A 24,449-nucleotide genomic window follows, 5' to 3' on the forward strand; every position below is an offset into this window, starting at 1 on the left:
GAGCAAGACCCGTGATTCCCAAGAGTCGTTCTTCATCAAGCAAGAGAGGTAGGCATGCGTCCTAGAGTGTGGATTCCCCTGGCGCTGGTCATGCTGCTGTCGCCGCTGTCGGCGATGGCCGAAGTGGTGCCGCTGGACCGTATCGTCGCCGTGGTCAACGACGACGCCATCATGCAGAGCCAGCTCGAGCAGCGGGTCTCCCAGGTCAAGAGCCAGCTCGCGTCCAGCAACATCCCCGCGCCGCCGGAGAAGACCCTCGAGCATCAGGTGCTCGACCGCATGATCACCGAGCAGATCGAGCTGCAGATGGCCGAGAAGGGCAAGCTGAACGTCGACGAGACCCAGCTCAATGCCACCATGCGCGGTATCGCCCAGAACAACGGCATGACCCTGGATCAGTTCGCCGATCGCCTGGAGAAAGAGGGGCAGTCGCTGGCCGAGGTGCGCGAGCAGGTGCGCCGCGAGCTGCTGATTCGTCAGGTCCAGCAGCGCGAGGTCGCCAACAAGGTGACGGTGTCGGATCGTGAGATCGACCGCTTCCTGGAGCAGGCCGGCCAGAACAGCAACGTCTCCTATCATCTGGCCCAGATTCTGGTCGCGGTGCCGCAGTCGCCGACGCCGGATCAGGTGCGCCAGGCTCAGGCCAAGGCCGAGAAGCTCTATCAGGAGCTCAAGAGCGGCGCCGACTTCCGCAAGCTGGCGGTCTCCGAGTCCGACGATGCCCAGGCGCTCGAGGGCGGCGATCTGGGTTGGCGTCCGGCGGCGCAGATCCCGACCATCTTCGCCGACGTCATTCCCGATCTCGCCAAGGGCGAGGTGAGCCAGCCGATCCGCAGTCCCAGCGGCTTCCACCTGGTCAAGCTGATCGATACCCGCGGCGGCGACGGCAAGCAGATCTCCCGCGAGCAGGCGAGCCAGGCGATCTTCCAGCGCAAGGTCAACGACGAGCTCGAAGCGTGGACGCAGGAGATTCGTGCCAGCGCCTACGTCGACAACCGTCTCGACAAGCAGTAACGAGGTAGTCTGATGGCGTCGAACCAGGCCGCGGCACCGCTGCTGGCGCTGACCAGCGGTGAGCCCGCGGGTATCGGCCCCGAGCTGACGCTGGCCCTGGCGCGGCGGTGGCCGGCGCTGGCCGCGCGGGTGGTGGTCATCGGCGACCCGCAGCTGCTGGCGGCGCGTGCCGCCGCGCTGGGCTGGGCGGTGGAGATCGAGCCGCTCGAGCCCGGTGCCCCTGTGCCGCCCGCGCGGGATGGGCATCTGCCGGTGTGGCCGGTGGCGCTGCGGCGGCCGTCGCTGCCCGGCGTGCTCGACCCGGGCAACGCCGACTACGTGCTCGAGACCCTGGATGTCGCCATCGCCGCCTGTCGCGACGGGCGCGCCGCGGCCATGGTCACCGCGCCGCTGCACAAGGGGGCGATCATCGAGGGTGGCCACCCGCGGTTCACCGGGCATACCGAGTATCTGCGCGATGCCTGCGGTGTCGAAGAGGTGGTGATGATGCTCGCCACGACGATCACCTCGACGAGCGCATCGATGACCGCTACCCCGGGCACGCCGCGACCGCTGCGGGTCGCTCTGGCGACCACCCATCTGCCGCTGTCACGGGTTGCCGAAGCGCTCGATGCCGCGAGCCTGGCCCGCGTCACGCGGATTCTCGCCGCCGAGCTGACCCGGCGCTTCGGCATCGCCGCGCCGCGCATCCTGGTCAGCGGGCTCAACCCCCATGCGGGTGAGGATGGCCATCTGGGCCGCGAGGAGCTCGACATCATCATTCCGACCCTCGAGCGGCTGCGCGCCGAGGGGCTCGATCTGGTCGGCCCGCTGCCTGCCGATACGCTGTTCACACCGCGCCATCTGAATGGCGCCGACGCCGTGCTCGCCATGTATCATGACCAGGGGCTGCCGGTACTCAAGTATGCCGGTTTCGGCCAGGCGGCCAATATCACCCTGGGCCTAGGCATCGTGCGTACCTCGGTCGATCACGGGACCGCCCTCGATCTCGCCGGCAGCGGCCAAGCCGATGTCGGCAGTCTCAGGGTGGCGCTGGAAGTGGCCTGCGAGATGGCTACTCGGAACCCAACTGATTCATCTCTCTAACCAAGAGGGTGTTTACACCGCTGTTGCGCGCAGCTTTCCTGTAAACAGTCTCTGAAGGAATTCGTCGTCAATGGCTAACTCAGCCGATTATCCGCGTGGCGCGCTACCGCGAGCGCGTAAACGTTTCGGTCAGAACTTTCTGCGCGATGCCGGCGTGATCTCGCGCATCGTGCGTGCCATCGGGCCGCGCCCGGGAGAGCGCCTGGTCGAGATCGGCCCGGGGCAGGGCGCCCTGACCGAGCCGCTGCTCCAGGCCGCCGGCGCGCTCGAAGTGATCGAACTCGACCGCGACCTGATCCCCGGCCTGCGGGTACAGTTCTTCGCCTACCCGGATTTCGTGATCCACGAGGGCGATGCGCTCAAGTTCGATTTCCCCGCCCTGGCAGCCGCGGATGGCCGGCCGCTGCGGGTGGTCGGCAACCTGCCCTACAACATCTCCACGCCGCTGATCTTTCATCTGCTGGCGGCACGCGGCGCCGTCGCCGATATGCACTTCATGCTGCAAAAGGAGGTGGTAGAGCGTCTCGCCGCCGAGCCCGGTGGGCCCGACTGGGGCCGCCTGTCGGTGATGACCCAGTACCACTGCCAGGTGGAGTCGCTGTTCGTGGTGCCGCCGGCAGCCTTCGTGCCGCGGCCCAAGGTCGACTCCGCCATCGTGCGCCTGACGCCCCACGCCGAGCTGCCCGCCGTGGCGCATGACGAGGCGCGTTTCGCCGAGATCGTGCGCGAGGCCTTCGGCCAGCGGCGCAAGACGCTGCGCAACAATCTCAAGGGGCTGGTCGAGGCCAGTGAACTCGAGGCGCTGGAGATCGACCCCGGCCGCCGGCCGCAGACACTGACGGTGGCGGAGCTGGTGGCCATCGCCAATCGGGTCACGGAGCGCGAGGCATGAGCGAGCTGGCCACCCAGATTCTGGTCGAGGTCGCGCCCGACTACCGTGCCGACGAGTCGGACCCGGAGCAGTCGCGCTATGTCTTCAGCTATACGGTGACGGTGCACAACCGCTCGACGCGCGAGATTCAACTGCTGTCGCGCTACTGGAAGATCACCCAAGGCAACGGCAAGGTACAGGAGGTGCGCGGCAATGGCGTGGTCGGCAAGCAGCCGGCGATCGCCGCCGGCCACAGCTTCCGCTATACCAGCCGCGCGGTGCTGGCCTCCCCGGTGGGGGTGATGCAGGGCAGCTACGGCTGCAGCGATCTCGCCAGCGGCGGGGCCTTCGAGGTCATCATCGCACCGTTCCGGTTGGCGACCCCCAATCAGGTGCACTGAGCTGCGCCGGGTGCCGGCCCATTCATCCCGGAGGGCTCCCCAGCCCTCGACCCAGACCGACCATCGAGAAGGACGACGACCATGGCCATGTATGCCATCGGCGACCTGCAGGGCTGCTACGCTGAATTCGACGCACTGCTGGCGCGGCTCGACTTTTCGCCCTCCCGCGACCGGCTGTGGCTGGCCGGCGATCTGGTCAACCGTGGCCCTGGCTCGCTCGCCTGCCTGCGTCGGGTGAAGGCGCTGGAGGGCGCAGTGGAGACGGTGCTGGGCAACCACGACCTGCATCTGCTGGCGGTGGCGCGCGGTCATGGCAAGCTCAAGCGCAACGATACCCTGGCCGAGATACTCGACGCGCCGGATCGAGAGGCGCTGATGGGGTGGCTGCGCGCCCAGCCGTTGCTGGTCGCCGACCCGGCCCGCAACCGCGTGATGACCCACGCCGGGCTGCTGCCGCAGTGGTCGCTGGCCGAGGCTCGCGAGCTGGCGGCGGAAGCCGAGGCGGTGCTCGGCGGCGACGCGGTCGATGACTTTCTCGCCGAGATGTACGGCAACCGCCCGGCGCGCTGGTCGCCGGCGCTGGAGGGGCTGGATCGCTTGCGCAGCATCGTCAACGTCTTTACCCGGATGCGTTTCATCGACGCCGAAGGTACCCTCGACTTCAGCGCCAAGGAGGGGCTCGACACTGCACCGGCGGGCTTCGCCCCCTGGTTCACCTATCCACGCCAGCATCCGCGTGAGGAAGCGCTCACCTTGCTGTTCGGCCACTGGGCCGCGCTGGAGGGGCAGACGCCCGGAGCCCGGGTGCACGCCGAGGCGCTCGACACCGGCTGCGTCTGGGGCGGCACGCTCACGGCGCTGGATCTCGACAGCGGCGAGCGTATCGCCGAACCGTCGCAGCAGCTGCGACGCTGACGCCATCTCAGAGGGGGCACATGCCACATCAATTCGAACATCTCGACGCCGCCACGCTCATCCAGTGGCTTGGCGAAGGACGCAGCCTGACCCTGGTCGATATCCGCGATCCGCTGAGCTTCGCCCAGGGGCACATTCCCGGCAGCCGTCATCTGGACAACTCCAGCGCCGCCGAGCTGGTCGAACACACCCCCACCGCACAGCCGCTGGTGGTGGTCTGCTACCACGGCCACTCCAGCCAGCAGGCCGCCGCCTGGCTCGCCGGGCAGGGCTTCAGCGAGGTCTACAGTCTGGATGGCGGCTTCGTCGACTGGGCGCATCGTCACCCTGAACGGGTCAGCCGCTAGGGGGTGCCATGCACGCTGACAACGATCCCTGTCTCGCCGGTCTCGAGGTCTATCTGGTCGGTGGCGCGGTGCGCGATGCCCGCCTGGGCTGGCCGGTCGGCGACCGCGACTGGGTGGTGGTCGGTGCCAGCGTCGAGCAGATGCGCCAGCGCGGCTTCCAGCCGGTGGGGCGCGACTTCCCGGTGTTCCTGCATCCGCAGACCCATGAGGAGTACGCGCTGGCACGCACCGAGCGCAAGCGCGGCCACGGCTATACCGGCTTCGAGGTCCACGCCAGCCCCGAGGTGACGCTGGAGGCGGATCTGGCGCGGCGGGATTTCACCATCAATGCTATGGCCGAAGGCGCCGACGGCGAGCTGGTCGACCCCTACGACGGATGCGCCGATCTCGACGCCAGGGTCCTGCGTCACGTGTCGCCGGCGTTCGTCGAAGACCCCTTGCGAGTGCTGCGCGCGGCACGCTTTCTGGCCCGCTACCGCCATCTGGGGTTCACCATCGCCGGCGAGACCCTGGCGCTGATGCGTCAGCTCGTGGCCGGCGGCGAGATCGCGCATCTGGTCGCCGAACGCGTCTGGACCGAGACCGAGAAGGCCCTGACCGAGGCCGACCCCGCGGCCTATTTCGAGACCCTGCATGAGTGCGGTGCGCTGGTGGTGCTGATGCCGCCGCTGGCCGACGACACCCTTACGACGGCCCTGGCGCGGCTGGACAGCGTGCCGACCGATCTCGACGAGCCGGCGGTGTGGCGCTGGGCGCGACTCGGCGAGCACCTCGAAGCAGGCGCCCAGGGCGCGCTCAACGATGCCGTCAAGGCGCCCAACCGCTACCGTGACGCCATGCGCCAGGCGGCGCTCACCCGCGAGCTGCGCAGCCGCTGTGCCCAGCTCAAGGTCGCAGGGGCCGGTGATATCATGGCCTGGCTCGACGGCATCGACGCCTGGCGCCGGCCGGAGCGCCTCGACCCGTTGCTGGCACTGATCGCCCACGAAGACCCGGCCCTGGCCAAGGACCTCGCCCTGGCCTGGCGGCTGGCCTCTCAGATCCTGCCCCAGGCCCTGCTCGACGAGGGTCTGCGGGGGCCGCAGCTCGGCCAGGAGCTGGCCCGGCGGCGGGAGCAGACCATTCGCGAGGCGTTGGAGACGGCGTAGACAATGGCGTCAGGGCGCTGAGGCGTTCGCGCGCCAGCCGCCGCGACCCTCGCATTTACCTCGCAGACCACTCCCCTCGAAGATCATTCCCCTCGAAGATCATTTCCCTCGAAGACCATGCCACTCGCAGATAGAAAACGCCCGCGGCGATCACTCGCCGCGGGCGTTCGACGTTTAACGTCGTATTGCCGAGCTTAGGCAGTTGGCGTAGCCAGCCTAGACGAACAGGCCCACGATCAGCGCCATCACCAGACCGGTCAGGCCGATGATGGTCTCCATCACCGTCCAGCTCTTCAGGGTCTGCGCTTCGGTGAGACCGAAGTAGCGGTTGACCAGCCAGAACCCGGAGTCGTTGACGTGGCTCAGCACGGTGGCCCCCGAGGCGATCGCAATCACGATCAGGCCGAGCACCGGGCCCGACAGGCCCAGGGTCGAGATGACCGGTGCCATCAGGCCGGCGGCGGTGATCATGGCCACGGTGGCGGAGCCCTGGATCACGCGCACCGCGGTGGAGATCAGGAACGCCAGCAGAATCGGCGGCAGCGCGCTCTCGGCCATGATGTCACCCATCACGCCACCGACGCCGGAGTCGATCAGGACCTGCTTGAACACGCCACCGGCGCCGGTGACCAGGATGATGATGCCCGCCGGTTCGAGCGCCTTGGTGGCGACTTCCATCACCTGTTCGCGGGTCATGCCGCGGCGCGTGCCCAGGCAGGTGAAGGCGAGCAGCGTGGCCAGGGTCAGCGCCACGAAGGGGTGGCCGAGGAAGGTCAGCGCGGCCAGGACCGGGCTGTCCGCCGGCAGGATCACGCCGGAAACGGTGTTGAGCACGATCAGCGCCAGCGGCAACAGGATGATCGACAGGATCAGCTTGAAGCTGGGCAGGTCGCGGGTGTCGCCCGGCTCCTTGGGCAGCTCCATGTAGTCGGGGATCTGGGCGTCGATGCGTTTGGCGATCCAGCGCCCGAACAGCGGCCCGGCGATGATCATGGCGGGCAGGCCGCAGATGGCGCCGAACAGGATCACATAGCCGAGGTCTGCGCCGATCAGCTTGGCCACCGCGATCGGACCCGGTGTCGGCGGAATGAACGAGTGGGTCACCGCCAGCCCGGCGAGCAGCGGAATGCCGTAGTAGAGCAGCGAGCGCCCGGTGCGCCGGGTCAGGGCATAGATCAGCGGCACCAGAATGATGAAGGCGACGTCGAGGAAGACCGGAATCGCGACCAGAAAGCCGGTGACCCCCATCGCCCACTGCGAGCGGTTCTCGCCGAACTTGTCGAGCAGCGTGCTGGCCAGACGATCGACCCCGCCGGAGACCTCGAGCATCTTGCCGAACATCGCCCCCAGACCGACCACGGTGGCGACGAAGCCAAGGGTGCCGCCCATGCCTTTCTCGATGGTGTCGAGCAGCTCCTCGACGCCCATGCCGGTCGCCAGACCCACGACACCGCTGACCACCAGCAGCGCCACGAAGGCGTGCAGGCGCAGACGCATGACCAGGTAGAGAAGGACGATGATGCTCCCCAGCGCGGCGAGGATCAGAGAGGTGGGACTGTCCATGAGGATGAAAACCCTTTGTTAACGAAGCACTGACTAACCGCTGAAGCGGCGCCGGATATCGCCGCGGGCGTGGTGCATCCAGCACCCGCCGGGGCGAGATCCCGCGGGACGCTATGCGCCTTTGGTGGCGTTGTGCTCCGGTGTGGAGTTGGCGAGAATGGATGTTACCGGTAACAAGTTGGCGACAACAATGCGCCTAAAGGTGTAGAGACAAGCTGCTAGGTGAGGGGTACGCCTAGGGCTCGTACGGAAAGTCAGCGAGCGCAGGTAGTTTTCGTACAAAGCCTAACAGCAGCTTTCTCAGCCGCTAGACGACCTGGGCTCATCCGGCGGCGCGCGCCGCCAGCAGAGCGATTCATCAGTAGGCCGGTTCATCAGCAGACCGATTCATCAGCGAAAAGAGTCCGAGGCATGAAAACCAATCAGGGACATCGCATCGTCGTCATGGGCGTGTCGAGTTGCGGCAAGACCGAAATCGGGCAGCGCCTGGCGGCGCATCTGGGTGGGCGTTTCCTCGACGGCGACGACTACCACTCCGAGGCGAGCGTGGCCAAGATGTCGCGCGGCGAGCCGCTCACCGACGACGACCGCGCCGGCTGGCTCGCCCGGCTGAGCGAGATCCTGGGCGCGGCGCAGGCGGCGGACGAGACCCTTGTGGTGGGCTGCTCGGCGCTCAAGCGCCGCTATCGCGACATTCTGCGCCAGGGCGACCCGGCGCTCACCTTCGTCTATCTGCGCGGCAGCCGCGAGCTGCTGCTCGAGCGCATCCAGTCGCGCAAGGACCACTTCTTCAAGGGCGAGGCGATGCTCGACAGCCAGCTCGCCACGCTGGAAGCGCCGGGCGACGACGAGGCGGTGACGGTGGATATCGATGCCGGCATCGAAACCGTGGTCGCGCGTGCCGCCGAGGCGCTGGCCGAGCGCTACGCCACTCAAGTCGATGGCGCCGCTTCCTGAGCGGTTCGAGGACCTGACCGCCTAACCGATACTGCCGCCGCATCGCACCTCGAACCCCAGATCCTCACTGTGCGGCCGGCAGGGCTGGCCGCCGAGACGCGCCAGCAGGCGTTCGGCGATCACCTCGCCGATGCGTCGGCGCGGGGTCACCACCGTGGCCAGGGTTGGGGTCGTCGCCTCCACGATATCGAGCCCGTTGAATCCGGCCAGGGCGAGCGCCTCGGGTACCGCCAGGCGGCGGCGCTGACATTCGAACAGCGCGCCGGCGGCCAGGTCGTCGTTACAGCAGAATGCCGCCTCCAGCGCCGGCCAGCGTTGCAGCATCGACCCCAGCATCTCGCCGCCGAGTCGATAGCTCGACGGCTGCGGCGTGGTCAGGCAGTACTCGGTGGAGAGATCGGCAGCGCGCAGCGCGGCTTCCCAGCCGGCCATGCGCAGCTGGGCGCGGTGATCCATGCGTGCGCCGAGAAAACCGATTCGACGGTAACCGCGGGCGATGAAGGTTTCCGTCAGTGCCCTTCCGGCGGCGGTCTGATCGAGCCCCACGTTGATATCCAGCGGCGTCGGGGTCAGCTCCAGCGTCTCCACCACCGGCACCCCGGCGCGTCGCAGCAGCCGCTCGGCGTGTTCGGTATGGCGGGTTCCCGAGAGCACCAGGCCATCCACCCCATAGCCCAGGTAGGTGTCGATCAGGCGCTCCTCCTCGAGGATCGAGTAGCCGGTATGGCCGATCAGCAGCTGATAGCCGGCAGCGCGCAGGCCCTCCTCGATGCCGCGCTGGATATCCGAGAACACCGCGTTGGAGAGCGAGGGGATCAGCAGGGCCACGCTGTGGCTGCGGCCGCTGGCCAGCGCGCCGGCGGCGTGATTGGGAATATAGCCGAGCTCGGCGCTCGCCGCCTCGATGCGCTGGCGCAGCGCCAGCGAGACCCGCTGCGGCTCGCGCAGCGCACGCGAGACGGTGATCTTGGTGACCCCGACCCGGTCGGCGATATCCTGAAGCGTGACGCGTCCCGACGTGCGGCGCGGCATGACGATCTCCCCAGCACGGCGGCGGCGCCCGACGCGAGTGAGCGATGAACGACATCGCGCCCCGGGCGGTTCCGGTGATGATGGTTAGCGGTAACTTCCGGGAGATTAGCATGACGCCGCGGCACTGGCTGTGCGGCCATGGTTGTAGCCGATCAGCTGTGTGAGGCTCCCCGCCTCAGGGGGCGCTATCGCCGATCAGCAGCTCGGTCTCCAGGGTGCGTGAGCGGCGCGGTTCGAGATCCAGCAGCATGGCGGCCGCCAGTCGACCCTTGGCCGCGCTGTCCTGGCGCACCGTGGTCAGCCGGGGTCGCCGCTGTTGACCTTCGGCGATGCCGTCGAAGCCGGTGATGCGCAGATCTTCCGGCACCCGCAGCCCGCGCCGCTCGGCCAGATCGATGGCGGTCAGGGCGATACGATCGGAGAGGCAGATGAGCAGGTCCGGGCGTGACGCCGCGGGCTGATCGAGCAGCGTCGCGATCACTGGCACGCAGCCGTCGTAGGTGTTCTGGTCGATATTCCACAGCGCCACGCTGTCGTGGTCGATGGCGGCCTCCGTCAGCGCCTTGAAGATCCCGTCCAGGCGCCGCCGGGTGATGGTGAGATCGGCCGACAGCAGCGCATCCAGGCCGATCTGGCCCTCGTGCGACTGGGTCAGACGCAGCCCGACGATGGCGATCCGCCTGGGCGGCTGGCGCAGGGCGTGTCGGGTCAGGGCGAGGCTGGCCGGATAGTTGTCGATGTTGACTGCCGCAATACCCGGCAGATCGATGTCGATGGCCACGGCGGGGCGCCCCGCGATCAGGTCGAGGATGTGCGAGGAGGCGCCGTGCAGGCCATAGACGATGATGCCGTCGGCCATGTCGACGCCGCCGGTGGTCTGCTCCAGGCGTCCGGGCAGCAGCATCAGCGAGTGGCCGTGCTGATCCAACTGCGCGGCGACACCGGCGATCAGCTCGCTGGCGACGCTGTCGCTCAGGCTGTAGAAGAGATTTTCCGCCAGCAGCATGGCGATGATGCCGGAACGGCCGGTGCGCAGCATGCGCCCGCGGGAGTCGGGGCCGTGGTAGCCGAGTTCCGCAGCGGCGGCGAGAATCTCCTCGCGCCGGGCCTGGGAGAGTTGGTCGGGGCGATTGAAGGCGTTGGAGACGGTGGCGGTGGAGACGCCGAGACGCGCGGCCACCGTCTTCAACGTCATGCGCTTGGTCGGGCTCACGCTCGCAAGCCGCAGGCGAAGCGCCGCGTCGCGTACGGCTGGCGCCGTGCACAGAGGGCCGTGGCCGGGGGCATGCTCGAATCTCCTCGTCGAGGGGGGATGACGGCCGCGGCGCCGGCCGTCATTCCAGGGTCAGGTCGCGCGCAGCCAGACCGCCGCGTTGCCGGCCAGCGTCGCGTCGCTCACCGCATCGGGCCGGCTCTGGGCGAGCAGCGGTGCCGCCGGCAGCGCGACCGGGGCGTCGCCCAGGTTGAGCACCACGTGAACGTCACCGTTGGTCAGCACCAGCACGTCTTCACGCGGGCTCGGGGCCCACGTCAGTTCGCCCTGGCCAAGGTTATGATCGCGGCGCAGTTTGAGCAACCGCTGATATAGGCTGAGCGTCGAATCCGGCTGATCGCGCTGACGATCGACGGCGTAGTCGGCGTAGTTGTCCGGCTGCGGCAGCCAACGTTCGCCGCTGTCGTTGAAGCCGAAGGCGGGGGCCTCGGCACGCCACGGCAAGGGTACGCGGCAGCCGTCGCGGCCGCCATCCTCGCCGCCGGTGCGGTGGAAGCCCGGGTCCTGGCGGTAGCGGTCGGGCATGCGGGTGTGGTCCGGCAGGCCCAGTTCTTCGCCCTGGTAGAGATAGGCGGAGCCGGGCAGTGCCAGGGTCAGCATGATGATCGCCCGCGCCCGGCGCAGCCCCAGCGCCTCGTCGGGCTGCTCGTCGCCGATACCGATCTTCTGCGGGCGTGCGCCAGGGTTCGACAGTCCCAGACGCGAGGCGTGGCGTACGCCGTCGTGGTTGGACATCACCCAGGTGGTGGTGGCGCCGACCTCACCGGTGATGGTCAGCGAGCGGTCGATGATGGTGCGCAGCTCCGCGGCGTCCCAGTGGGCGGTGAGATAGTCGAAGTTGAACGCCTGCTGCATCTCGTCGGGGCGAATATAGCGCGCCACCCGCTCCGGCTTGAGCCAGGCCTCGGCGACCATCATGCGGTCGTCGCCGTATTCGGCCAGGATGCGATGCCAGCGGCGGTAGATGTCGTGGACGCCATCCTGATCCCACATCGGGCCGCGGTTGCCGCCCTCGACCATCACCTGCTCGCCGTCCCAGTCGGGCAGGCCCGGCTGCTTGATCATGCCGTGGGCGACGTCGACGCGGAAACCGTCGACCCCGCGGGCGAGCCAGAAGCGCAGCACGCGCTCGAACTCGTCGCCCACTTCGGGGTTGGTCCAGTCGAAGTCGGGCTGGGCGCTGTCGAACATGTGCAGATACCACTGGCCGTCGTCGACCCGGGTCCAGGCGGCGCCGCCGAAGATGCTCTGCCAGTTGTTGGGCGGCAATTCGCCGTGCTCGCCGCGCCCGTCGCGGAAGAGATAGCGCGCGCGTGCCGGGCTGCCCGGCGGGCTGGCCAGCGCCTCCTGGAACCACACGTGCTCGCTGGAGCTGTGATTGGGCACCAGATCGACGATCACCCGCATGCCGCGCTCATGGGCGCCGGCCAGCAGGCGGTCGAAGTCTTCGAGCGTGCCGAACAGCGGGTCGACATCACAGTAGTCGGAGACATCGTAGCCGGCATCGGCCTGGGGCGAGCGGTAGAACGGCGACAGCCACAGCGCATCGATGCCCAGCGCGGCGAGATAGTCGAGCCGTTCGGTGACGCCGGCGAGATCGCCCATGCCGTCGCCATTGGCGTCCATGAAGCTGCGCGGATAGATCTGATAGATGACGGCATCGCGCCACCACTGTTGCTGGGTCATGTGCTGGGTCATGCAAGACTCCTCGTCACAAGGTGAATATGGGGTCAGGGCCGGCGTGGCGATCACCACTGCCGCCGCTTGAGTCGGGTCAAGGTCTGGTCGAGGTCGGCGAGTGCCGCCGCCGGCTGGATGCGTCCGGAGAGCACCGCGTGCACGCCGTTGAAGATGGCGTTGGAGACCCGGGCATAGGCCTCGCCGGTCACCGCCGAGGGGCGCGCCACCGCGTTCATCAGTACCGGGCGCAGCACGCTCATGGTGGGGTTGGCCGCCACTACCTCGGGGTCGTCGTAGAGCGCGATCCGGGTCGGGTTCATGCCATTGTTCAGGGCGTGACGGCGCTGCACATCGGCGCTGGTCATATAGCGTGCCAGCGAGATCGCCGCCTCCGGCGTGTCGGTGTAGCGCGAGACGGCGAAGTTCCAGCCACCCAGGGTGCTCACCGAGTCGGCATCAGGGCCGTGGGGCAGCGGCGCGACGCCGATCTTGCCACGTACCCGGCTGCCCTCACGCTGGGCCAGCGACCAGACGTAGGGCCAGTTGCGCATGAACACCGCGTTGCCGCTCTGGAACACCCCGCGGGCCTCCTCCTCGGTGTAGTTGAGTACCCCACGCGGGGCGATGGTTCCGATCCAGCTCGCCGCCTCGGTCAGTGCCGCCGTGGCCCGGGGGTTGTCCAGCGTGATCGTGCCGTCGGCTTCGACGATGCGCCCGCCGCCGTAGCCGGCGATCCACTCCAGCGCGTTGCAGGTAAGGCCCTCGTAGGCGCGCCCCTGGAACACGAAGCCCCACATCTCGTCGGCGCCGGCGGCGCGCTCGGCCTGCTGGATGCTGGCCGCGGTGTCGGCCATCTCTTGCCAGGTCCGGGGCACCGGGCGTTGGTACTTGTCGAGCAGATCCTGGCGGTAGTAGAGCAGGCCGGCATCGGTGTACCAGGGCAGTGCCACCAGCCGGCCATCGACGGTATTGGCCTCGATCAGCGCCGGGAAGAAGGCCTCGCGCTCGGCCGGCGGCACGGCCTCGCCGAGGTCGAGCAGATGCGGTGCCAAAAGCCCCGGCCAGGCGATATCGACCATCATCACGTCGACATCCTGGGAGTGGCTGTTGAGCAACTGCTGGAACAGCGCCAGCTTCTCGGTGGTGGCGTTGGGGGTAGTCACCACCTTGACGCTGTTGCCGCTCTGCGCCGCCCAGGCGCGCGCCGCGGTGGGGCAGTAGTCGCCGTCGCCGCCGCCACCGCAGGCAATGGCAACCTCGGCGGCGTGGGCCGTCGAGGCTGCTCCCAGCAGGGCCAACAGGCCCAGAGCGGCACGCCAGCCGCGCGGCTTGATCACTGAACGGGTGAAGCGCGTGAGGTTCATGAGGCGGCTCCCTGCGGCTCGGAACGGGATTCGCGACGTTCGTGCGGGGGCACCGCGCGCCCGTCGCGGTCGAACAGATGGGCGTGAGTCGGATCGAAATCGAGCGTCACCCGCTGGCCGCGGCGGAACGGGCTGGGCGCCTGGGTACGGCACACCAGCAGCTCGCCGTCATCGCGCTCCAGGTAGAGGTAGGCTTCGCTGCCGAGGTACTCGACGTTGACGATCTCGAGGCCTTCGCCGCTCTCGCTGGCGGTGGGGATCAGATGCTCCGGGCGCACGCCCAGCGTGGTCTCGCTGGGGCCACCGGCGCTCAGGGCCAGCGGCAGCGTGCGCTGGCCGACGGCGGGAATCTCCACGCGGCAGCCCTGCTCGGCATCGGCCTCGGCGGTGACCTGGATGAAGTTCATCTTGGGCGAGCCGATGAAGCCGGCAACGAAGCGCGACGCCGGGCGCTCGTAGAGCTCCCGCGGGGTACCGATCTGCTCCACGTGGCCGGCGTTGAGCACCACGATACGGTCGGCCAGGGTCATCGCCTCGACCTGATCGTGGGTGACGTAGATCATGGTCGAGCCCAGGCGCTCGTGGAGCCGCGCGATCTCGTTGCGGGTCTGCACTCGCAGCGCTGCGTCGAGGTTGGAGAGCGGCTCGTCGAAGAGCAGGATCTTGGGCTCGCGGGCCATCGCGCGGCCGATCGCCACGCGCTGGCGCTGGCCGCCGGAGAGCGCCTTGGGCAGGCGCTCCAGCAGCTCGTCGAGCTGCAGGATCTTGGCCGTCTGGCGGACCCGCTCGTCCACCGTCTGCTTGTCCTGCTTGGCCAGTTTCAGGCCGAAGGCGATGTTGTCGTAGACGCTCATGTGCGGATAGAGCGCATAGGACTGGAACACCATGCCGATGCCGCGCTCAGGCGGCGTCAGATTGTTGACCCGTTGGTCGTCGATCATCAGATCGCCGTGGGTGATCGATTCGAGCCCGGCGATCAGGCGCAGCAGGGTCGACTTGCCGCAGCCCGAGGGGCCGACGAAGACGATGAACTCACCGTTGTCGATCTGCATCGAGACGTCGTCGATCACCTGGGTGCTGCCGAAGCGCTTGTTGACTCGTTCGAGCGTCAGACCAGCCATAGTTTCTCCTACCCGAAAACGGGGAAAGCGGTAGTGGCGCAAATCAGTAGTCGCGGAAAGCATCACGGGCGTTCAGCCCTTGACGGCACCGGCGGTGAGCCCGGAGACGATACGCCGCTGGAAGATCACCACCAGCACCACCAGCGGTACGGTGACGATCACCGAGGCGGCCATGATCGGCCCCCACGGCAGCTCGTACTGGCTGCCGCCGGAGATCAGCGCGATCGCCACCGGTACCGTGCGCTGCGAGTCGGTCAGGGTGAAGGTCAGGGCGAACAGGAACTCGTTCCACGCCGCGATGAAGGCCAGCAGGCCGGTGGTGGCCATCGCCGGCCACAACAGCGGCATGAACACCTTGGTCAGAGTGACCCAGGGCGAGGCGCCGTCGACGATCGCTGCCTCCTCGAGCTCGTCGGGGAGCTGGCGCATGAAGGTGGTCAGAATCCACACCGTGAACGGCAGGGTGAAGATGGTGTAGCTGAGGATCAGCCCGCCGGGTGAGTTGTAGAGATCGAGCGTACGGATCACCTCGAACAGCCCCGAGAGCACCGCCACCTGAGGGAACATCGACACCCCCAGCACGATCATCATCACCGTGGTGCGCCCGCGAAAGCGCACCCGGCCCAGCGCCCAGGCCGCGGTCAGACCCAGCAGCAGGGCGATGAGCACCACGCTGATGGCGACCACCACCGAGTTGCGGATCGCGGCCAGGAAGGTCGGCTGCGACAGCACCGTGACGTAGTTGGAGAAGTCCAGGCTATCGACCCAGTAGCTCACCTCGAACAGCTGGCTCGACGGCTTCAGCGAGGTCACGATGGCGTAGTAGAAGGGGAAGATGGCATAGAGCACCAGCACCGCCACCAGCAGCCAGAAGCCGGTTTTCAGTGCGATGGCCTTGAGTCTGCGCAGCGTCATGATCCACCTCCCAGCTGGCGACGTCCGAGATAGAGATAGACCACCGTGACCAGCGCGATGATCATGAACAACAGCGTCGAGGCGGCGCTGCCGTAGCCCACGTCCTGGAACTCCACCAACTGCTGGCGAGCGTAGATCGACATCGTCATGGTCGAGGCGGCGTTGGAGGTCAGCACGTAGATGACGTCGAACACGCGCAGCGCGTCCAGGGCGCGGAAGATCACCGCCACCAGCAGGGCCGGGGTGATCAGCGGCAGAGTGACGCGGAAGAACACCCGGACCGGATGGATGCCGTCGACCTTGGCCGCCTCGTAGCAGTCCGAGGGCAGCATCTGCAGCGCCGCGAGGACCAGCAGGGCGACGAACGGGGTCGCCTTCCACACGTCGACCATGATCACCGCCCACATCGACAGGCTGGCGTCGGCGGTCCACGACAGCGGTGCGTCGATCAGCCCCAGGGTCATCAGCAGGTGGTTGATGATCCCGAACTGATCGTTGAGCATCCACGCCCAGATCTTGGCCGAGACCACGGTGGGGATCGCCCACGGGATCAGCATCGCCGCGCGTACCAGGGTGCGGCCGCGGAAGTGGGCGTTGAGCACCAGCGCCACGATCACCCCCAGCACCGCCTCCAGCGATACCGACACCAGCGCGAAGTAGAGCGTGTTCCACACCGACTGCCACCACAGCGGGTCGGCGAGGATGCCGTACCAGCCGTTGTCATAGACCAAGTAGTTCTCGAGCCCGATGAAGTTGGCGCCTTCGAGGCTCGACAGGCTGGCGTCGGTGACGCTGAACCAGAAGGTGCGCGCCAGCGGCCAGCCGGCGACCAGCGCCAGGCCGACCAGCATCGGGGTCAGGAACAGCCAGGCCGCGCGCACCCGGCGCCTTCGTACCCGGGTGCCGCGCTCGCGGCGCGGCCGTACCGGCGGGTTGGCTTCCAGCGTGCCGCCCGGGTTAGGGGCGGCCGGCGTCTGCGCCATCGTGGGTTGCCGATTAGCCATGGATTGCCTCCCGGCCGCTTACCAGCGGCGCCGCTTGATGCGCTCGAGTTCGCTCTGCAGTGACGCCAGGCCCTGGGCCGCGTCGACCTTGCCGGAGAGCACTTCATGCACGGTGTTGAAGAAAGCGTTGGAGACCCGCGGATACTTGTCGCCGGTCACCGCCGAGGGGCGCGGAATCGCCGAAGTGAAAGTGGTGTAGAGGGTGCCGAAGAAGGGCACCGCGGCGAGCACTTCCTTGTCCTTGTAGAGCGCCGGCAGCGTCGGGTTATAGGAGCCTTCGATGGCGCGGCGCTTCTGCTCTTCCGGAGAGGTCAGGAAGGCCACCAGGTCGGCGGCCATCTGCGGGTGCTCGCTGTAGCGCGAGACCGCCAGATTCCAGCCGCCGAGCACCGCCGCACTGTGGCCGTCGGCGCCGCCGGCGGGCAGTGCCACCACGCCGACCTTGTCACGGATGTCGCTCTGCTCGGACTGCACCAGATCCCAGGCGTAGGGCCAGTTGCGCATGAACAGCGCATTGCCGGACTGGAATACCCCGCGCGACTCCTCCTCGGTGTAGTTGAGCACCCCCTGGGGCGAGATATCGCCGATCCAGCTCGCTGCCAGGGTCAGCGCCTTGGCCGCCTGCGGATTGTCGATGGTGATATCGCCGGCATCGTCGACGATGGTGCCACCGTCGGGATAGCTGGCGATCCACTCCAGCGCGTCCACCGTCAGCCCCTCATAGGCGCGCCCCTGGAACACGAAACCCCAGAAGTCCTTGTGCCCGGCCTGGCGCTCGCCGGCCTGGACGGTGCGTGCCGCCTCGGTCAGCTGCTCCCAGGTGGTGGGCACCTCAAGGCCGTACTTATCCAGCAGATCCTTGCGGTAGTAGAGCACCCCGGCATCGGTGAACCACGGCATCGCCACCAGCCGGCCATCGACGGTGTTGTTGTCGACGATGGCCTCGAAGAAGTCATCGGTGGTGCCCTTGGGCAGGTATTCGTTGAGGTCGATCAGGTGCGGCGCCAGCATGCCCGGCCACACCACGTCGATCTGGAACACGTCGATATCACCGGAGCGCGCGTTGAGGATCTGCTGATAGAGCGAGAGCCGCTCGGTGGCGGAGTTGGGTGTCGAGACCACCTCGACGCTGTGGCCGCTCTGTGCCTCCCAGCGTGCGACGCCCTCCTTGCACAGCGTGAGCTCGGCGCCGACCGCGCCGCAGGAGATGGTGAGATCGGCGGCCTGGACCTGGCCCGCGACGGTCAGGGTGGTCGCCAGCATTAGCAGAGAACGTGTTTTCATCCTGGGCTCCTGGGGAGTGCCGGTTGTTGTTGTGGGCGATCTCGTCGGTGGTCATCGCCGTGCGCCCGAGTGTCGCGGTTGGATGCGGCTCGCCTTGATCTGCGGCAATCCAGACGCGATCTTAATCGTTTAAGTTCGCAGCCAAGTTATGCCACTTGTTTGCGCCGGCTCAACCCGGACTTTGGTTGTAAAGACTTGAGAGATGAAAGGCACGATCGATAGTCGATAACCCTGACGCGAGCGCTTTAGACCTTGGTCACAGCGCCTTTTGTCGATGTTTTCATGCGACTCTTAAACGTTTAAGTTCCGCCTTGCGTCACGTCTCGCAAATACCGTCACTCTTGGGCCAGGGCAGGGGACCGGAATCGGGCCCGGGAAAGACGGCGCGGCGCTCCCGCCGAGTCGGCGGACGAGTCGGAGGAGTAGCGCCCGGCGGGCGAGGGGGACGACAACAACCACAACAGGAGCATGTCATGTCCAGATCAGCGGTCGATTCGATCGAACGTTCACGCCGGCGCACGGCGCGCCAGGCAACACCGGGGTTTCGCAAGACCGGACTCGCCATCGGGGTGGCACTGGCCTCATTGGGTGCCGTCTCCGCGGCGCAGGCGCAGTCGAATCCCAGCCTGGAAGCGCGCCTGGCAGCCCTCGAAGCCAGAGTGGCCGCGGCCGAGCAGCGTGCGGCCACCGCCGAACAGCGCGCCAATCTGGCCGAGCAGAAGCTCGATTCACTCGAGGATCAGTCCCTCGATACGCGACTCGCCGCGGTCGAGAGCCAGGCCGAAAGTCGCAGCGCCGAGGCGGCCAAGAACGCTGACGACGGTCTCTCGCTGAGCGTCTACGCCCGCTCCGGGCTGCTGCTCGGCGACGATGGCAAGAGCGCCCCCGGCGGCCCCTACCTGACTCCGGCGGGCGCCAGCGGTGGAGCGGTGGGGCGGCTGGGCAACGAGCCGGACACCTATGTCGAGACCGTGCTCAACTACAACCAGACCTTCGACAACGGTGCCAAGTCGCTCTATCGCATCATGCTGGCGGATGGCACCACTACCAGTAACGACTGGACCGCCGACGAGTCGCAGCTCAACGTGCGTCAGGCGTTCGTCGAGTTCAGCGATCTGCCCAGCTTCACCGGCCCCTTCGAGAACGCCAAGATCTGGGCCGGTAAGCGCTTCGATCGCAACAACTTCGATATCCACTGGCTCGACAGCGATGTCATCTTCCTCGCCGGTACCGGTGCCGGTGTCTACGACGTGGCGGTCAACGACGACTGGAGCACCAACCTCACGCTCTACGGGCGCAGCTTCAGCGACTTCCCGGTGGTCACCAGCGAAGACCCGGACCTGACCGGCAGTACCGATGCCTTGATCCTCTCCACCAACAACTATGTCGGCCCGTTTCAGTGGATGCTCAGCGGTCTCTCCGCCAACGATAACGACGAGCGCGATACCGGCAGCAGCGCCAAGGCGGCCGACCATGGCTTCCATGGCATGCTCGCCTATCACGGTGACAGCTTCTTCGGGGTCAGCGAGGGTAATACTGTCGCCGCGCTGCTCCACGGTGAAGGGCTGGGGGCCGAGGTCAAGGCGCTGGGTTCCGACGGCAATCTGACCGACGACGCCAAGACCACGCGGCTGGCGCTCTACGGCACCACCTATGTGGCGCCGCGCTGGCGCGTGGCCCCGGCGGTGCTGGCTCAGACCAGCGAGGATCGCTACGCCAACGGCGATAGCTACGACTGGGCCACCTTCAACCTGCGTTTCGCCAACGAGCTGACCCAAAACTTCGAGATGCAGTACGAAGCCAGCTACCAGTGGATGGACCTCGATCCCAAGGGCTACAAGGGGCGCAATGCGGTGGAGGGCGGTTACACCCGCTTTACCCTGGCGCCAACCTTCAAGCCCCAGGTGGGCGGCTTCTGGCAGCGTCCGGAGATCCGCGTATTCGCCAGCTATAGCGACTGGGACAAAGAGCTCAATAACTTCGCCGGCGACGATGCCCTGGGCAAAGACAACTTCACCGGCGGGCAGTGGACCTTCGGGACTCAGATGGAGGTGTGGTTCTAGACCGAGAGCCGATCTGGCTCGAGCCCGCCCTCAGCGGCGGGCCGTGTGGCCCGACACCCCGCCGATCGTGATCGGCGGGGTGTCGCGTTTCAGACGTGCTGGGCAGCGCTGGTGGGTGAGAGGTGAAAGGCGGTGCGAGGTCAGCTGAACGAGAGCAGCAGCAGGATCAGCGGCGGTGAGAGTAGTGAGAGCAGAAAGCCGCTGACGATGGCCACCGGCACGCAGGCGATGCCGCCGTGCTTCTGGATCACCGGCAGGGTGAAGTCCATCGCCGTGGCGCCGCTGTAGCCGATCGCCAGCGGCACCGCGCCGCGGATGAACAGCGGCACCAGCAGAAAGGCCAGCAGCTCCCGGGCCAGGTCGTTGAAGAAGGCTGCTCCCCCCAGTACGGGACCGATCTGGTCGCCGATCAGAATGCCCGACAGCGAGTACCAGCCGAAGCCCGCGGCCAGCGCCATGCCCTGATTCCAGGGCAGCGTCAGCAGCGGCGCGGCGAGCAGCCCGGCGAGCAGCGAGCTCACCAGTACTACGCCGGCGATCGCCAGCCCCAGCCGGTTGAGCAGGATCTGACGCAGTCCGAGCCCTGAATTGCGCAGCTGGCAGCCGATCAGGCCGAGCAGGGCGTAGAGGGTCCAGGTGGCCAGGGTCTCGGCCTGGGCCGCCGGATGCCAGCCGAGCAGGCGCATGCCCGCGCCGAGCAGCACGCCGAGCGCGACCACGGCGCACAGCAGCACCGAGCCCTTCATCGCCTGCCACTTGCCCAGCGGCGGCGCATCGTCGCCGGCGATGCGCTCGACCCGCGCCAGCGGCCGCCGAGACAGCCACCACAGGGCGAGCAGATTGAGTGGCGAGATCACCAGGAACAGGGTGGTGGCGGTGGCGCCGATGGTCGAGAGCTGGCCCAGCAGATTCTCCATCCCGCCCAGGCCGATGCCCATCAGCAGCAGGATGACGTAGACCGAGGCGCTCACGCCACGGTCGATGCCGCGGCGCACGCCGGCGTGTCGGACCGGTATCAGATAGCCGACGATCAGCGGCAATAGTATCCACAGCAAGCCCAGCAGCATGGCGGCCTCAGCAACATGAACAATGAAAACGGGCGCCCTGTTGGGGCGCCCGTTGACGAGTCGAAACTGTAATTCGAGACGCTACGTCATTCAACTCCCTTCGCGCGGGAAGCTGACATCGAGCAGGCTGAGCTGACTGCGCTGCTCACCGTCGCGCACGTAGCGGCTGGCCAGCAGCAGGCCGGGCACGTCGCGGTCGAAGGTCAGGAACAGATGACGGCCGCGCTTTTCCGGGTCGGCGTCCCAGGTATCGACGCTGACCCCCGGAAACTTGCCGGCCGGTGTGGTGACTTCCTCTTCACCGGTCACCCGATAGTAGAGCGTCTTGTCGCGTCCCTTGTGATCCTGATAGGTCAACTGACAGGGCGAGACCTGGTCGCTGCGACAGCGCGCCTCGGGGGCCTCGCGCGCGAGCTCGAACAGCGCGGTCTGGCGGTCGGGCAGGCGTTTCAGCTGCTTGGCGCTCAGGTGGTAGTCATCGCCGATCCCCAGCAGCGAGTAGCCCGAGGTGTAGTCGAGGGCCTGCACGTCATCGCCCTTTACGGCGAAGCGCCCAAGCTCCTCGCCGTGGGCGATCTTGATGCTGGCCTGCATCGCGCTCTCCCAGGTCTCGCCGTGCCGGCTCAGGCGGTGGGTGATGGTGGCATCCGGCCAGCCGTTGATGGCCAGGCGGTAGTGGGCCACGAAGGGCGTCGGTGCGCTTTGCGCCAGCGCCGTGGTCGTACCGAGCAGCAGTAGGGCGAGTGAGAGTAGCATCGAGGTGAGGGTGGACATCGTCTGAACTCAGGCTGGAGGCTTGGCTCTGTTGATGCCGATTGCGGCCAAAGGTTCACGCGCGCCGCAAGCGGGTGTGCAATAAGCGGCGTGCTCGCTTCCGGCGAGGCTACCTTGATCACGCCGTGGGCTTGGCCTCCTCCAGGGTATCGTCCACCGGATCCTCCAGCGGCTGGCCCGCCTCGTCCTGGAGCTGGTAGGCGTAAGCGCCCTCCAGCCCGGCCTCCTCTTCGGGCTCCTCCTGGGCCTCGGCGATATAGCCGGGATAGAAGGGCGAGAGGATGGCGACGACGATGCCCAGTGCGGCGATCAACGAGAAGGCGTAGGTGTAGTCGAACAGATCGATCAAGCGCCCGATTACCGGCGAGCCCGCCGCCTGGCCCAGCGCCACGGCCATGAAGGGAAACACCGGGCCGGCCGACAGACGCCCCGGCAGCAGGCGGATGCCGGTCATCAGATAGAGCCCGGTCAAGCTCATATAGGAGAGCCCGAAGATCAGCGCCGAAAAGAGCGTCAGCCCGGGCTGGGCCGGAGCGGCTGCCAGCAGCAGCATGCTGGCGGCGAGCATCATCAGCATCAGCGCCTGGGTGATCGGCGGATTGTTGCGGTCGGCGAGGTCGGCGACCACGGCGCCGCCCAGACCCGCCACGCCCACCGCGAACCAGAGCCAGCCGGTGGCGCCTGCCGAGCCGCCGCCGAGGGTGATCACCAGATCGGGGGCGAAGATCCAGTATGCCGACGAGACGAAGCCCATCAAGAACGCGAACAGCGACAGGCGGATCAGACGCGACCAGGGCAGCTCACCGAGCGGCGGCGGTGGGGCGGCCTCGGCGGGCGTCAGCCGCGATACCGCGGGCAGGAAGAACCATGTGGCACACAGGCCGGCGATGGCCAGTGCGGTGAAAGAGAGGTAGGCGGTGCGCCAGGCGCCGGTCATGAAAATCACCGTGGGCACGGCAACCATGATGCCGATGCTGGTGCCCGCGTTCATGAACGAGCTGACCCGCGCATGCAGGGTGCGCTTGACCACGGCCTGCATGCCTGTGGTCAGTGCCGGCATCATCAGCCCGGTGCAGATACCGCAGGAGAAGACGCCGATACCCAGGGTGATGGCGCTCGCCGCCTGGCTGATGAGCGCCAACCCGGCGACGCCGAAGCTGGCCGAGATCATCGCCGCATAGCGGGCGCCCAGGCGGTTGGCGAGCACCGGGGCGAAGCCGGTGGAGAGCAGGAAGCTCACCAGCGGCAGCGCGCCGATCACCCCGATCGTGTAGGTGGTGAGGGCCAGGTCGTCGCGGATCTGCGGGACGAAAAGACCGAAGGCGAAACGCGCCACGCCATAGCTGATGGCAATGAGCACCGCGCCGAACGCCGCGAAGCTGGTGCTGGAGACATTTCTCATGGCGTTCCCCTCTCTGGCGCTCGTGGGCGGCATCTGACCTGTACGTGATAGGCGCACCGGGGCATCGGCGCTCAGCCGCAGCCAGCCCGAGGGGCGCTCACCGCAGTGTGGATGAGACCCGCGCTAGGATGAAGTGCGCGGGCGCGGCTGGATTCGGCCGCGGCGCGATCGCAGTGTCGGGTGTCGTCGGTGGCTATGTTCATGGCTGTGTTCAATAGCCGGCATCGGGGTCGATGGTCTCGACCGCCTCGCCACGGGATAGCCGGCCCAGCGCTTCGGCGACCTGATCGGCGGCGGCGCCGATCGGCGTGGGGCCGGCCATGTGCGGGGTGATCAGAATGCGCGGGTGGCGCCATAGCGGGCTCTCGGCCGGCAGCGGCTCCTGTGGGAAGGCGTCGAGCAGCGCCCCGCGCAGGTGCGCGTCGTCGTCGGCCTCGCCGCTGCCGAGGGCGTCTAGCAGGGCGGTTTCGTCGATCAAGGTGCCGCGCCCGGGATTGATCAGGCTGGCCCCGGCGGGCAGCTTGGCCAGGGTCTCGCGATCGATCAGGTGACGGGTGGCCGGGGTGTCCGGCAACAGCGTCACCAGCGTCATGACCTGACCGAGCAAGGCATCGAGACCGGCATCGCCATGGTGGCAGGTGATGCCCTCGAGCTGCTTGGGCGAGCGGCTCCAGCCGTGCACGGGATAGCCGCCGGCGGCCAGCATCTGCGCTACGCGGGTACCGATCGCGCCCAGGCCGAGTACGCCGATACCCCACTCGGCCTTGTCGACCACCGGGACCTCGCGCCAGCTCTGCGTGCGCTGCTGGCGCTGGTAGCGGTCGAAGTCGCGCTGGAAGTGGAGCACGCCGTAGCGCACGTAGTCGCCGATCAGCTCGCCCATACCGGCGTCGCGCAGCTTGACGATGGGAATCTCGCGCGGCAGCGCGGGGTTGTTGAGCAGAGCGTCGACCCCGGCACCGAGATTGACGATACCGCGCAGCCCACGCTGCTCCTCGAACAGCGAGGCCGGCGGCTTCCACGCCACCAGATAGTCGACCTGGGGGTTGCCGTGCTCGGCGCCCAGGTGGAATTGCGCCTCGGGCAGGCGCTGGGCGAGTACGTCGCGCCACTGCGCGGCGTCCTGGTGATAGATCAGTACCTGCATGTTGCCTCCTGGGCGTAGCGC

Annotated in this window: 22 protein-coding genes; 9 read left to right on the forward strand and 13 right to left on the reverse strand. The window is 67.6% G+C overall.

Annotated elements, in window-relative coordinates:
• Positions 1-54 precede the first annotated feature (54 nt).
• From QO259_RS02765 to QO259_RS02795, 7 genes are all read left to right on the forward strand, one after another.
• Complete coding sequence (locus QO259_RS02765) at positions 55-1,014, forward strand: peptidylprolyl isomerase (RefSeq protein ID WP_207031554.1); 960 nt, start codon at positions 55-57, stop codon at positions 1,012-1,014.
• A gap of 12 nt (positions 1,015-1,026) precedes the next feature.
• A complete protein-coding gene (gene pdxA / locus QO259_RS02770) occupies positions 1,027-2,100 on the forward strand; it encodes a 4-hydroxythreonine-4-phosphate dehydrogenase PdxA (RefSeq protein ID WP_285951694.1) in 1,074 nt (357 codons plus the stop codon).
• 70 nt (positions 2,101-2,170) lie between these two features.
• Positions 2,171-2,992 carry a 16S rRNA (adenine(1518)-N(6)/adenine(1519)-N(6))-dimethyltransferase RsmA gene (rsmA, locus tag QO259_RS02775; protein ID WP_285951695.1) on the forward strand — a complete coding sequence of 274 codons (822 nt, stop codon included), beginning with the start codon at positions 2,171-2,173 and terminating at the stop codon, positions 2,990-2,992.
• Positions 2,989-3,372 (forward strand): Co2+/Mg2+ efflux facilitator ApaG/CorD, encoded by a 384-nt coding sequence (gene apaG, locus QO259_RS02780; RefSeq protein WP_285951696.1) that lies wholly within the window; start codon positions 2,989-2,991, stop codon positions 3,370-3,372. Before rsmA ends, apaG begins: the two co-directional genes overlap by 4 nt.
• Positions 3,373-3,453: 81 nt before the next feature.
• The gene (locus QO259_RS02785) at positions 3,454-4,287 is read left to right on the forward strand and encodes a symmetrical bis(5'-nucleosyl)-tetraphosphatase (protein ID WP_285951697.1); all 834 of its coding nucleotides are present in this window, start codon (positions 3,454-3,456) and stop codon (positions 4,285-4,287) included.
• 20 nt (positions 4,288-4,307) lie between these two features.
• The gene (gene glpE, locus QO259_RS02790; protein ID WP_207031543.1) at positions 4,308-4,634 is read left to right on the forward strand and encodes a thiosulfate sulfurtransferase GlpE; all 327 of its coding nucleotides are present in this window, start codon (positions 4,308-4,310) and stop codon (positions 4,632-4,634) included.
• An 8-nt stretch (positions 4,635-4,642) separates the two neighbouring features.
• Positions 4,643-5,782, forward strand: coding sequence for a tRNA nucleotidyltransferase/poly(A) polymerase-related protein (locus QO259_RS02795; protein ID WP_285951698.1), 1,140 nt, complete (start codon positions 4,643-4,645; stop codon positions 5,780-5,782).
• A 216-nt stretch (positions 5,783-5,998) separates the two neighbouring features.
• On the opposite strand, the gene QO259_RS02800 is transcribed toward QO259_RS02795, so the two are convergent.
• Positions 5,999-7,345 (reverse strand): GntT/GntP/DsdX family permease, encoded by a 1,347-nt coding sequence (locus QO259_RS02800; RefSeq protein ID WP_207031529.1) that lies wholly within the window; start codon positions 7,343-7,345, stop codon positions 5,999-6,001.
• Positions 7,346-7,756: 411 nt separating this feature from the next.
• Here QO259_RS02800 and QO259_RS02805 point away from each other — a divergent pair, with 411 nt between their 5' ends.
• The gene (locus QO259_RS02805) at positions 7,757-8,302 is read left to right on the forward strand and encodes a gluconokinase (RefSeq protein WP_285951699.1); all 546 of its coding nucleotides are present in this window, start codon (positions 7,757-7,759) and stop codon (positions 8,300-8,302) included.
• A gap of 21 nt (positions 8,303-8,323) precedes the next feature.
• Here QO259_RS02805 and QO259_RS02810 read toward each other — a convergent pair whose 3' ends face one another.
• From QO259_RS02810 to QO259_RS02845, 8 genes are all read right to left on the reverse strand, one after another.
• Positions 8,324-9,334 (reverse strand): LacI family DNA-binding transcriptional regulator, encoded by a 1,011-nt coding sequence (locus QO259_RS02810; RefSeq protein ID WP_285951700.1) that lies wholly within the window; start codon positions 9,332-9,334, stop codon positions 8,324-8,326.
• 175 nt (positions 9,335-9,509) lie between these two features.
• Positions 9,510-10,529 carry a LacI family DNA-binding transcriptional regulator gene (locus QO259_RS02815; protein ID WP_285951701.1) on the reverse strand — a complete coding sequence of 340 codons (1,020 nt, stop codon included), beginning with the start codon at positions 10,527-10,529 and terminating at the stop codon, positions 9,510-9,512.
• 150 nt (positions 10,530-10,679) lie between these two features.
• The gene (locus QO259_RS02820) at positions 10,680-12,305 is read right to left on the reverse strand and encodes a glycoside hydrolase family 13 protein (RefSeq protein ID WP_285951702.1); all 1,626 of its coding nucleotides are present in this window, start codon (positions 12,303-12,305) and stop codon (positions 10,680-10,682) included.
• A 50-nt stretch (positions 12,306-12,355) separates the two neighbouring features.
• Complete coding sequence (locus tag QO259_RS02825; protein ID WP_285951703.1) at positions 12,356-13,651, reverse strand: ABC transporter substrate-binding protein; 1,296 nt, start codon at positions 13,649-13,651, stop codon at positions 12,356-12,358.
• On the reverse strand, positions 13,648-14,772 hold the full coding sequence (locus QO259_RS02830) for an ABC transporter ATP-binding protein (RefSeq protein ID WP_207031518.1): 1,125 nt from the start codon (positions 14,770-14,772) through the stop codon (positions 13,648-13,650). Before QO259_RS02830 ends, QO259_RS02825 begins: the two co-directional genes overlap by 4 nt.
• A gap of 72 nt (positions 14,773-14,844) precedes the next feature.
• Positions 14,845-15,687, reverse strand: a complete 843-nt coding sequence (locus QO259_RS02835; protein WP_285951704.1) for a carbohydrate ABC transporter permease — start codon at positions 15,685-15,687, stop codon at positions 14,845-14,847.
• Positions 15,684-16,670, reverse strand: a complete 987-nt coding sequence (locus QO259_RS02840) for a carbohydrate ABC transporter permease (protein ID WP_502949144.1) — start codon at positions 16,668-16,670, stop codon at positions 15,684-15,686. The genes QO259_RS02835 and QO259_RS02840 overlap by 4 nt, the downstream gene beginning before the upstream one ends.
• A gap of 39 nt (positions 16,671-16,709) precedes the next feature.
• Entirely contained in the window at positions 16,710-17,975 is a 1,266-nt protein-coding gene (locus tag QO259_RS02845; RefSeq protein WP_285951706.1) for an ABC transporter substrate-binding protein, read from the reverse strand.
• 473 nt (positions 17,976-18,448) lie between these two features.
• Between QO259_RS02845 and QO259_RS02850 the strand changes: the two genes are divergently transcribed.
• Complete coding sequence (locus QO259_RS02850) at positions 18,449-20,038, forward strand: carbohydrate porin (protein ID WP_285951707.1); 1,590 nt, start codon at positions 18,449-18,451, stop codon at positions 20,036-20,038.
• 140 nt (positions 20,039-20,178) lie between these two features.
• On the opposite strand, the gene QO259_RS02855 is transcribed toward QO259_RS02850, so the two are convergent.
• The 4 genes from QO259_RS02855 to QO259_RS02870 form a co-directional block, all read right to left on the reverse strand.
• Positions 20,179-21,105 carry a LysO family transporter gene (locus tag QO259_RS02855; protein WP_285951708.1) on the reverse strand — a complete coding sequence of 309 codons (927 nt, stop codon included), beginning with the start codon at positions 21,103-21,105 and terminating at the stop codon, positions 20,179-20,181.
• A gap of 90 nt (positions 21,106-21,195) precedes the next feature.
• Positions 21,196-21,879, reverse strand: a complete 684-nt coding sequence (locus QO259_RS02860) for a hypothetical protein (protein WP_285951709.1) — start codon at positions 21,877-21,879, stop codon at positions 21,196-21,198.
• Positions 21,880-21,997: 118 nt separating this feature from the next.
• Positions 21,998-23,281, reverse strand: a complete 1,284-nt coding sequence (locus QO259_RS02865) for an MFS transporter (RefSeq protein ID WP_285951710.1) — start codon at positions 23,279-23,281, stop codon at positions 21,998-22,000.
• Positions 23,282-23,492: 211 nt separating this feature from the next.
• A complete protein-coding gene (locus tag QO259_RS02870; RefSeq protein WP_285951711.1) occupies positions 23,493-24,428 on the reverse strand; it encodes a 2-hydroxyacid dehydrogenase in 936 nt (311 codons plus the stop codon).
• Positions 24,429-24,449 lie beyond the last annotated feature (21 nt).

Origin of the sequence: Salinicola sp. JS01, assembly GCF_030284585.1 — a bacterium.
In the GTDB taxonomy this organism is placed as follows: domain Bacteria; phylum Pseudomonadota; class Gammaproteobacteria; order Pseudomonadales; family Halomonadaceae; genus Salinicola.